Below are 10,268 nucleotides of genomic sequence, written 5' to 3'. Positions count from 1 at the left end.
ACCCCCGTCACGCCAACACCATCAACAACAGTCGTACGCACACGCGAACTTACTGCGCATGGGCGTTCGACGGGAAGGGTGGAAGGGGGGAGGAGTTCACGGGGCCACGCAGGACGGCGAAGGCACTCGTCGAGATCTGCCAGGTTCTGCACGGCACTGGTGCCGGCGACTGGAAGGGCGAGGCGGCGGAAGCCTTCAGGGAGACGTTCGACGACGAGTTCCGCCCGCGCATGGACGAGGCCCGCGACTCGTTCTGCGACGCGGCCACAGCCCTGGAGGACTGGGCGGAGCACATGGAGAACAGGCAGGCGGACGCCGTGCGGCTGGAGGCCCAGGCGGCCGCGGCCGACGAGCAGTTGGGCAAGGCGCACGAGAATGCGAACAAGCTCAAGGACTCCGACGACGGCACGAAGGACTCCGAGGACCACGAGGGCATGGTCAAGGACGCCAACCGGGCCGTGAACACCAAGGAACTCGAGCTGGACGAGCTCCGCCGCCGGGGTCGCCGGATGGCCAAGAACTACCGGGAGTACGGCAAGGAGATCGCCGATCGCCTGAAGAAGGCGATGGACATCGCCCCGAACGAGCCCGGCATGTGGGACAAGCTCGGGGATGCCCTCAAGGATCTCGGTAAGGCGCTGGCGGACCTGCCTGGCCAGGTGGGCGACCTGCTCTCCGACATCGGCGACTGGATCAAGAGCCACGCGGACTGGATCACCGTCGTAGCCTCCGTCGTCGGCGTCATCGCCATCTTCTGCCCCGTTCTCGCTCCGCTGGCGGTCGGACTGAGCGCCCTCGCGTTCGTCGCACACGCGGCGGCTTACGGCGTGGACGGCCTCTTCCCACCCACAGGCAACAACGGCCAGAACATCGGCAACTGGCTCACCCTGGGCGGTGACGCGCTCGGCATGGTGCCCGGCGTTGGGGGAGTCAGAGCCGGATACAAGGCAGCACGAGCGGCTGGGGGCGTAGCCAAGGGCAGCAAGGTGGGCATCAAGACGACTGCTGCCGTCACGAAGAGACTGGCGAAGGAGGCGGACCCGGTCGCCAGGGTAATCGACAAACCCGTGATGGCCGCCGCCGCGAAGCTGGGAGTCTCGCGCGGTGCCGCCCTGACCGCCACGGAAGGCATCCAGGCCGCCACCAGCCTCGCCTGGACCGCGCCAACCGCGATCAACGCCCTGGGCACCAGCACCGGTAAGTACGATGCCGCCACCTGGGGCACCGGCGTGGCCAACATCGCCACGGGCAGCAGTGGCGGCAAGTTCGGCGGAGTCGTCGCCATCGGCAGCGCCATCGGCCTGGGCGCCTGGGAGCTGACGGGCTGATGACACCCACGGACGCGGTGGCGACCACCGCACCGGCCACGACCGGACCTTCCTCCACCGGGGCCTCCTCTGCCGGAATCCCCGACCTCTGGTTCGAACTGCCTCCCGGCTTCACGGAGTTCGACCTCGACGAGGACCCCGAGGAACGCATGCTGCGGATGGCCGAAGCGGTGGACCCGCTCTTCGCCGAAGCCACGCCGGAGCAGAAGTTCAGTCTCGTCGTGTCCGGCGAGTACATACTCCAGACCATGATCGCGGCAGGTGCCGAGCATGTGTCGGCCTGTCTCCTCCGCATGCCCGACGGCGAGCTGTCCCAGGCGACGCTGTGCGTGATCGTCGAAAGACCGGACGCCGGCCCGGAGAACCAGGACAGACAGGGGACGGCCAAGCGCACCGCCGTCCAGTGGCGCGAGCAGCACCCGGACGCCGAGGTCGCGCTGATCATGCTGCCGTACGGTCCTTCCGCCCTCTGCATACGCGAGCAGGACCTGCAGATCCCCGGCGTACTCTTCGGTCTGGACAACCCCATCCCCACCACGATCCGGCAGGTCCAGTTCTGCGTGCCGCTGAAAACCGGCCCGGGATCAGTTCTCTTCGTCTTCATGACCGAGCAGATCGACCACTGGGCCGAATACCTGGAAATCCTCAGCGGCATCATGAAGTCGGTCTCGGCGGACGAGCCGGACTGGGACAGCCAACCGGAGGCCGACAGCAGCCCGGCCTCCAGAGGAACGGAGCAATAAGCATGAGCGCCCATACGGAGGGTGAGACTCGGGACAGGCGTACACGGCACCCCATCGCGCTGGCGATCGGCATCGGCTGCTACGTGCTCGCCGTGATCGTAGGGATGTATCTGCTGAACGACTTCGGCTCGATCCTCATGGCGCCCCTGTGGATCGCGCACGGAGTGATGCTGATCGTGCCGATACGGAGGCTGGGGGCCAGAGTATCCAGCGCGGGCGCGGCGCTGTTCATCGTCATCGCCTCCCTGTTCGCCGCATATGGCGCCAACCTGGCCCACGACGACTTGACCCTTCAGCTGCGGGGCGAGACGGTCACGGCCACGGTCGCGAAAGAGCGGCTCGATCCGGGCCAAGGCAAGGGCCGCCGTTCCCACTACGTCCTGGAACGGCAGGACGGCACCCGCATCCCGGGCCCCGAGATGGTGACGGGCTTCAAGGAATACGAGGTCGGCCAGGTCCTCACGGTCCTCGCGGACCCACAAGGCAAGCTCGAACCCCAGACACTGGGCGAGGCGGACGCCACCGACGAGCTGCTCAGCTCAGGAGGAGCCGCCCTCGCCGCTCTCGGCTGCGTCGCCTGGATGACCTGGCGAGGCTCGGACACCGCGAAGCAGCGGGACGAGGCAAAGCGAAAGACCTCGTCCCGGACGCAGAAGGCGTACAAGGCCGTCACCCGCAACCACACCACGCAGGACGAGCAGGAGGAGAAGCTGCGCGAGGCCCTGCGTACGTTCCCCGCCGACCGGCGCGGCTACATCAAGGTGCACCCCGAGGACTTCCCCGACGTATCGCAACAACGCGCCTCCCGGATCGCCTGGGAGCTGGGCCTGCGCGCGGAGGCGGCGGGCAACCGGGGCTCGTGGCGCTTCCGGGAGACCGTGGTCGAGGAAGTCCCGCACGACTGAACCTGCGGCGCTCCCGCCCTCCCGCGATGCCGCCTCAAGACAGAGGCACAGACCAGAACAGCTGGGCGGCTCTCACGCGGCTGATCGCTTCAAGGTAGCGGGGCCCCCTCGCCAAGACGCCCTGTTAGGCCTGCCATCGCCAGCCTCGTCCGGCAGTGCCCACTCCACAGAGCTCGGCATTCCCAGCCTGCGCGTGCCTGAGGTGCCGGGTACTCCACCAACCCCGATAGCTGCCGCGAAGGCGGACGAACCAGCTTGGCCCCGGACGCTGCCTATCGTCCAGGGCCAAGTGCATCTCCAGGCGGACACGATCAGGACACAGGGCTCATCGAATTTGCACCAATAGATTCACAAAGACCCCCGCTGTGAAGGCAGTCCAGCCTGGCAGGACCCCAGGCGCCCCAGATACCGTCAGAGCTCTCAGCTGTATCGACATCTCACGGGGAGCCCACCTTGAAGCGCCGCTCTTTGCCCGTTGCTGCCACGCTCACCGCTACCGCAGCCCTCCTGCTGACGGCCTGCGGCAGCGGAGACGACAAGTCCAGCGACAACGACAAGATCGCCGGCGCCGAACAGAGCACGGCAACACCGACGAAGTCGGCGGAACCCTCGGCGGCAGCGGCGGAGGCCAAGCCGGACGGCGTGGACGTCTCCCTGCCCAAGGACATGAATCTGGTCTTCGACTGGACCGAGCCAGCGAACAAGAACGAAGCGGCCGCGATGGACGACGCCGCCAACTTCCTCCGCGCCATCTACCGCGGCGTCGACAAGCGCACCACCAAGGACGCGGCCGTGACCACCTACGCCACCGGCAATGGGCTGAAGTACGCGAAGACACAGATCGACGTAAGGCTCGAAGGCGGCTGGACGGCAACCGGCATCCGGCGCCACTACCAGGCCACCACCCGGTCCGCGTCGAACGGCAACTCGGTGGAGGTCGCGTTCTGTGTGGACTCGAGCAAGTTCTACTCCAAAGAGGTCAAGACCGGAAAGGTCCTGAAGGGCACGCCCAGCATCACGGACTTCGACTACTTCAAGATCATCATGGTCAAGTTCCCCACTGGAGACAGTCTGTGGCAGGCGTCCAAGGTGTACGTCGAGGCGAAGGCGGCGAAGTGTCAGTGAACAGGTCACGGCGTGCAGCCCTCAGCGCCCGCGCTACTGCCCTCACGCTGGCCTTGGGCATCCTCGCCCATGCAGAACCGGCCTACGCGGGAGAGCTGCCAGGAAACACCCAAGGCTCCGACACAGAACAATCGGGCGGCAGCGACAGCACCGGCATCTACGCCGCCGCCAAGATCCAGTACTCCGGCTCCGTAGCCAAAGACGGCGGCACCGGCAACGTAACGTCCTCCGACGTCAACTGGACGCCCCCCGCCTGCTGGTACGCCCCCTACCTCAGCGCCAAGGACTTCAAGGCGGAGATGTCCAAGAGCATCGAGGACTCGTTGAACACGCCCGGCATGGGAGGCACCGCGGGGTCGGCGATCGGCGAGGTGCAGCGCCACTACGAGGACGACTACGGCTGGACCGACACCCCCGGTTACAAGGACTACAACGTCGACAAGGACGGCAAGGGGATGTTCTGGGCCGGCGTCGAGAACCCCAACGAGCCGGACGTTCTCAAGCGGACCGCCTGCAGCGACCTCCCCTTCTGGGTCGACAACGGCGAAGCCCCGCCGCCACAGTACGAACAGGCCATCAGCCCGGAGATACTCGCCGGCCTCGCCTACCAGCACATGCAACTTCCCGACACCAACGTCACCCTGGCCCCCGCGGCCAACACCAAGGTGAACCTGCCGACTTGGGCCTGGCTCGACAAGGCCGTCTTCGACGAGGTCCAGGCGACGGCCGCCCTCAACACCCCCGGCTTCAACATCCAGGCCACGACCACCGCCAGGCCGGTGTCCCTGAAGCTGGAGCCCGGCACCGCGGACGCCACGACCTACCCGGCCTCCGGCGAGTGCGCCATCAACGCCGACGGCTCCATCGGCGAGTCCTACGCCCAGGGCAAGTCCAACCAGACCCCGCCGTGCGGGCTCAGGTACCTCCGCTCCTCGGGCGACGGCACGTTCAATCTCCGGGCAACCATCACCTGGGACATCACCTGGACCGGCACCGGCGGCGCGGGCGGCGACCTGCCCGACGGCACGTTCGGCAGCGAGCAGGCGATCACTGTCCAGGAGATCCAGGCCGTCAACCGCTGATTTCAACACGCCAGATCTAATATCAACGGGGGACCTTTATGGCCGACAGAACCAGAGCTGACCTCGACCTCATCAGGGATTGCTCGGACTCCTTGTATAGGATCCATCGCGAGTTCAAGGACAACGGCAACCCTGCTGACGACTACGACAAGGCGCTCGGGAGCGACAAGCTTCGTGACGTCTTCGACGAGTTCTCCGACACCTGGAAGAAAACTCGCAAGAAACTGATGGAAGACATCGAGAATCTCGCCAAGTACACCAAGACCGCGGCTGATACGTACGACAAAGTCGACGGGGAACTCGCGAAGGCCCTTCGGGACTCCCGCAAGCAGGCCAAGGGGAAGAAATGAGTTCGCGGCCAAGGGACTGGGAACCGCTGCACGACGGGGACCCCATACCCGGCGATCCCTACGAAGTCGCGCGGCTCGGCAAGCAGTTGCGCAACATGGCAGAAGAGATCGACAAGCAGGCCGGGAACATCAAGGCACTCGCGTCGGTCGAGAGCTGGGACAGCGACGCCGGACGTGCGTTCCACGAGATAGCCGACGGCGCGTCAGGGCGGTTGAAGCGTTCGTTCGAGCGTTACGACGAGGCGGCCAAGGCCCTCGGGACCAAGGTCGTCGACGGAGCCGGCGAATCCTCCGAGTACGCCAGTGAACTCCACCGAGCACAGCAGGTCGCGGACAAGGCTCTGCAGAAGTACCGAGACGCGGAGACCGATCTCAAGGGCGCCACCGGTGATCTCAAACAGTACGAAGGCACGCTTCCGAGCCGTGACGACGTCACGGACCGCACTCGGCTTGAGAAGAAGCGTGAGGCCGCGATGGATGTCATTCGCGACTGCCACAGCGAAATCGGGCGCGCGAAGATCATTCGCGATAACGCCGCGAGCGCCGCCGCGAAGCACATCAAGAACGTCGTCCACCACGACGGCGTCCGCGACCCCGGCGGAATCATGAATTTCCTGGCGGACTGGGCGGACAGGCTCTCCAATCTGTCGGCTATTTTTTCCATTCTGGCCGTGATCTGCGTATTCGTTCCTCCCCTCCAGGCGCTGGCACCGATCTTCGCGACCCTGGCCGTGGTCACGAGTGCTCTCGCCCTTGCCGGGCACGTCTATGACATGACGGCGCGAGGCGGAAAATTCAGCGCGTCCAAGCTCTTCTTCGACGCGCTGGGGGTCATGCCGGGACTGGGTGCCCTGAAGGGGTTCCGTGCCATCAAGGGGCTCAAGGGGCTGTCCAAGCTGCGCGGAATCGGCTTCAGCGGCGGTGCGGCTCTCGAAGGCGTGGGCTTCAAGTTCTTCAACGGCATTGCCGTCAATACAGTGAACAAAATCCTGGTCACGGCTGGAAGACCGGCCATCGCGGGAGAGAAGATCACAGCGGGCGTCAAGACCGGAAGTTTCGTCAGCGCCATGGTGAAGATCTTCTCCGGGCACAACGGCAAGGACACCGGTGACCCTGGTGACCTGCCGAAGGCGACCCCTAGCCCGTCTCCTCAGCCGGCTCCCACGCCACGGTCGGCGCCGTTCCACACCGCCCTGGCCCAGTAGTACCCCGATCCGCCACGAAGGAGAGCGTCACAGATGTCGGACGAAGACCGCGAGCCCGGCCCCGGTGAGTACCGGGCTCGGGGCAGCATCATCAGGAAAATGGTTCCGGGCGAGGTACTGGCCTCAGTACCGGCAGCGCGGGAGTTGGCCGAGGCAGAGGGCCGTCGGCTTCAGTTCGACTTCCTCGACGACGAAGCCGTACTGAAGCTGCTTCGCCTCCGCTATCTCGACGAGGCCAGGCTGCACAGCACCGGAATGAAGCTGGGTGTTCCGTCCGCACTAGCCCTTGTCGGACTATTCCTCTACTGGGGCGGCTACGTCCAGTACTGGGAGTCCTCGAAGTCTCAGACGCTTTACTACGCGGCGGCCGGGGGTCTGGTCGCCCTTATCGTCCTTCTCTACGTCATCACCCTGACCCGGCACTGGGGAAACCGCCCCCGTCAGAAGGTCCGGGCCCGGGCGGCTGCCTACCGGAAGTTCGCCCATGCCGCCGCCGGTGGCGGCGCCGACCTTCCGGGTTTCTACCCGCACTACGGCCCGTATCCTTTCGCCGCCAATTTCCACGCCGACGCCGAGGACCTCGAACTGCCCAGTGAGGCAGAGACCCAATGAGCACAGTCACGTCGGAAACCGAAGTCGCGTCTGTCGTGGACGGCGAGGCCGTCCACGTCCGCTGGATCATGCCGGAGGGGTTCTTCGAGCTCCCCATGGATGTGGAGTCGACCGACGAACTCGCCGACGAGCTCATCGAGCTGGCGAAGCGGGTGATGCCCAAGGGCACACCCGACATGCAGTACCAGTGGGCCGCGTTGTGCGCCGGCAACTACGACGCCTTCGTCGAAGGGGGCGTGCAGTACTCCGGCTTCGTCGTTACCGAGGTCGAGGAAACCCGCTGTACAGCCACGGTGCATGTATCCATCACCGACGTCGCTGAGGAGGCTCGGTTCAACCCGGTCCGCGCCACCGCCGGCGCTTTGAGCGCGCTCGGCCAGGGCGAAGTGGCCGAGATCAGCCTGCCCTGCGGCCCAGCAGTGTCGTGCATCGGAGCCCGGCAAGCGGCCATCGACGCGTCTCTCGCACCGTCGGGTCGGGAGGAGCCTTTCTGGACGTCGTTCATCCAGGTGCACGTGCCGCTGCCCAACGGCACGGTCGTCGTGCTGGAGATGGTGACGCCGTCCCAGGAAGGCTGGGACGTCTTCTCGTCCATGTTCGCCGGCGTCCTCAAGAGCCTGAGCGTTTTCGACGACCAGGGCAATCTCCTGGGACCTTCACGTGACTGAGCCGATACACCCGGAAGCACCCGAGGACTACCAACTCCTCGTGCCCCGCGACTGGTTCCGAATCGACCTCACGCTCGACCGCTGGCGTTCCCAGCTGAAAGTGTTCGTCGATCAGCAGGCCACTCGCCGACCCATGCCCGCGGAAACCAAGCAGGAACTCTGGACAACCCTGCGCAACACCGCGGAGAGCGGTGTCGCGCAGGGGGCCCTGGAACTCTTCCTGCGTACCGAATCCGCTGTCGGCGTGGCCACCCCTGCCACGCTGCTGATCTCAGTGTTGCCGATGCGGGGAGCCCTGAACTCACCACCCCAGGAGCTCGCCGAGGCACTTTCGGCTCGCAGGGAAACCGCCGCAGACGTGTCCGTGGTACCTCTTCCCGCCGGAGAAACGGTTCGTGTTGTCACGACAACGACACTGGATCTCTACGTCCAGATGCCAGGGGAGGCCGGGTATCTACTTCTCGCCTTCACTGTTCCGCTGAGTGGGATCGAGAGCCCTCTGGGTGAGCTGTGCGAGGCAATCTCTGGCTCCTTGCGATGGGTATGACCGGTGGCCGGGGGCCGGAGATACCCGTATCGGCAGATTGCGGTGAGGTGGCCGTGCGTGAAGCGTCGACCTTGAATATTTCGACGAACGCCGTGATGACCACATTCCGTTGGAGCTCCGCATGATGATCGTCGAGACCGACTGATGGCAAGCTGATGCTCTCGGTCACCTACGCCTTGAACGACCCGGCCCACAACATCGACCTGGTCCTCAAGGGTCACTACGACGACCCCGCACTCCTGGAAGCCTCCTTCGACGCCATCGACGACTTCGCCCGGGGGAGTGTCCGGATCAGTATGCAGGTGTGACGGGCCGAGCCACAGTCACATGACCGTGCGCGAAGTGTCGGCCTTCAGTACCTCGACAAACGCTATGAAGGCTCCTAGGCGGAAGGTGAGTGTGACGTCGGCCGGGGCCTTTGAATCACGTATGGCTACTCGGGCGTTGAGAGGGGCTATCTCGACGCAGTCGTTGCCCTCACCGCCACCGGAGAAGGACGACTTCCGCCAACTGGTGGGGGTGATCATGACGGTTCCTCACACTTCTTTGGCCATCCGGTGGATGAGATCACGTGACTGCTCGGGGGTGAGCGATGCCGCCTTCACCCTACGGAAGAGCTTCCGAAAGTGCTCCAGTTGGGCTTGGGAGTCGATGAAGACCGTGCCATGCGGGGCATCACGTACGACGGTGTCCAGGCAGGGCACCGCTCCGCCCAGGTACACCATCGTGCTTCCGGCTCCCGCGAAGTCGTCCAGGCCGAACGGGATCACCCGCACGGTCACGTGGCTCTCCTCGGACAGCTCCAGAATGCGGCCCAGTTGGGCCTGGGAAGCGGCCCGGCCTGCCACCCTGATGCGGAGCGCCGCTTCGTGGATCACGGTCTCGTAGCGAATGGGATTGGGGCCCTCGATGATGACCTTGCGCTTCATCCTGTGATTCACCCGGTGCTTCAACTCGCCTTCGGGGAACTCCGGGTTCATGTAGGAGAAGAGGGCGTGCGCATAGGCTTCCGTCTGGAAGAGCCCGGGCACATGGATGACCGCCACGTCGTGGCGGAACGTCGCGTGGTGGTCCAGTTCGGAGAGGTCCAGGTAGGCAGTCGGGAGAACACCCCGGAACTCCTCCCACCAGCCTCGGTGCCGGTCCGTGGTCATGGCCACCAACGCGTCGATCAACTCGGAGTCCGGACAGGCGTAATTGGCTGCGAGCCGACGAACACGTTCCTCGCTGACACCTGCGACGCCGGCCTCGATCTGACTCATCTGAGTCGAGCTCACCCCGAGCAGGGTTGCCGCCTCTGTGGCCTTCAACCCTGCGGCATCCCGAAGTTTGCGCAGCTCGGCGCCCAGGCGAACCTGCCGTGCCGTGGGGTGTCGCCGTGTCGCCATGTACAGCTCCCTGGCTCAAATCTCCGTCGGGGGTGCCCCGTTCGGGCGTCAGATTACGTGAACGACTTGCGTGGTCGCAATTTTCAGACCTACTGTCAGTGACGCGCCGCCCACACTGCGGAGCCCGGGGCCTCCGGAAGCGCACCGCCCCGTCCTGCCACGACGGCTGCGGCACTGCCACCGCCCGGCACCCGCCAGTCTCTCCCCAACTAGCCACCCACCAACGGAGTTCACGCATGCCCGAAAACGAAGAAGCCGCACCCGCCGCGAACGAACCCTGGGAGTACGTCCTCCACATCCCCCACGACCTCCGCG

13 protein-coding genes are annotated in these 10,268 nt (G+C 65.4%); 11 read left to right on the top strand and 2 right to left on the bottom strand.

Annotated features, from left to right (window positions below; genetic code table 11):
* The 11 genes from RB628_RS37905 to RB628_RS37855 form a co-directional block, all read left to right on the top strand.
* Positions 1–1,328, top strand: a 1,328-nt coding sequence (locus RB628_RS37905) for a putative T7SS-secreted protein (RefSeq protein ID WP_318325197.1), incomplete at its 5' end; no start/stop codon positions are given.
* Positions 1,328–2,071 (top strand): hypothetical protein, encoded by a 744-nt coding sequence (locus RB628_RS37900; RefSeq protein ID WP_318325196.1) that lies wholly within the window; start codon positions 1,328–1,330, stop codon positions 2,069–2,071. The genes RB628_RS37905 and RB628_RS37900, both read left to right, overlap by 1 nt.
* 2 nt (positions 2,072–2,073) lie before the next feature.
* Entirely contained in the window at positions 2,074–2,976 is a 903-nt protein-coding gene (locus RB628_RS37895) for a hypothetical protein (RefSeq protein ID WP_318325195.1), read from the top strand.
* A gap of 453 nt (positions 2,977–3,429) precedes the next feature.
* Positions 3,430–4,101 carry a hypothetical protein gene (locus tag RB628_RS37890; RefSeq protein ID WP_318325194.1) on the top strand — a complete coding sequence of 224 codons (672 nt, stop codon included), beginning with the start codon at positions 3,430–3,432 and terminating at the stop codon, positions 4,099–4,101.
* On the top strand, positions 4,098–5,183 hold the full coding sequence (locus RB628_RS37885) for a hypothetical protein (RefSeq protein WP_318325193.1): 1,086 nt from the start codon (positions 4,098–4,100) through the stop codon (positions 5,181–5,183). Before RB628_RS37890 ends, RB628_RS37885 begins: the two co-directional genes overlap by 4 nt.
* A gap of 38 nt (positions 5,184–5,221) precedes the next feature.
* Positions 5,222–5,533 carry a hypothetical protein gene (locus tag RB628_RS37880; protein ID WP_318325192.1) on the top strand — a complete coding sequence of 104 codons (312 nt, stop codon included), beginning with the start codon at positions 5,222–5,224 and terminating at the stop codon, positions 5,531–5,533.
* A complete protein-coding gene (locus tag RB628_RS37875; protein WP_318325191.1) occupies positions 5,530–6,738 on the top strand; it encodes a putative T7SS-secreted protein in 1,209 nt (402 codons plus the stop codon). The genes RB628_RS37880 and RB628_RS37875 overlap by 4 nt, the downstream gene beginning before the upstream one ends.
* 33 nt (positions 6,739–6,771) lie before the next feature.
* Positions 6,772–7,350 (top strand): hypothetical protein, encoded by a 579-nt coding sequence (locus RB628_RS37870; RefSeq protein WP_318325190.1) that lies wholly within the window; start codon positions 6,772–6,774, stop codon positions 7,348–7,350.
* Positions 7,347–8,018 (top strand): hypothetical protein, encoded by a 672-nt coding sequence (locus RB628_RS37865; RefSeq protein WP_318325189.1) that lies wholly within the window; start codon positions 7,347–7,349, stop codon positions 8,016–8,018. Before RB628_RS37870 ends, RB628_RS37865 begins: the two co-directional genes overlap by 4 nt.
* The gene (locus RB628_RS37860) at positions 8,011–8,565 is read left to right on the top strand and encodes a hypothetical protein (RefSeq protein ID WP_318325188.1); all 555 of its coding nucleotides are present in this window, start codon (positions 8,011–8,013) and stop codon (positions 8,563–8,565) included. The genes RB628_RS37865 and RB628_RS37860 overlap by 8 nt, the downstream gene beginning before the upstream one ends.
* Before the next feature lie 155 nt (positions 8,566–8,720).
* The gene (locus tag RB628_RS37855; RefSeq protein WP_318325187.1) at positions 8,721–8,873 is read left to right on the top strand and encodes a hypothetical protein; all 153 of its coding nucleotides are present in this window, start codon (positions 8,721–8,723) and stop codon (positions 8,871–8,873) included.
* Between the two features lie 15 nt (positions 8,874–8,888).
* Here the strand turns inward: RB628_RS37855 and RB628_RS37850 are convergent, their stop codons facing one another.
* Together RB628_RS37850 and RB628_RS37845 are read right to left on the bottom strand one after the other, a co-directional pair.
* On the bottom strand, positions 8,889–9,092 hold the full coding sequence (locus RB628_RS37850; RefSeq protein ID WP_318325186.1) for a DUF397 domain-containing protein: 204 nt from the start codon (positions 9,090–9,092) through the stop codon (positions 8,889–8,891).
* A 9-nt stretch (positions 9,093–9,101) separates the two neighbouring features.
* A complete protein-coding gene (locus RB628_RS37845; protein ID WP_318325185.1) occupies positions 9,102–9,953 on the bottom strand; it encodes a helix-turn-helix transcriptional regulator in 852 nt (283 codons plus the stop codon).
* Positions 9,954–10,268: the final 315 nt, after the last annotated feature.

It is taken from the genome of Streptomyces sp. ADMS (assembly GCF_033441795.1).
In the GTDB taxonomy this organism is placed as follows: domain Bacteria; phylum Actinomycetota; class Actinomycetes; order Streptomycetales; family Streptomycetaceae; genus Streptomyces.
Note: the sequence above shows the minus strand (reverse complement) of the source record. Positions and strands in the feature narration are given on the sequence as shown.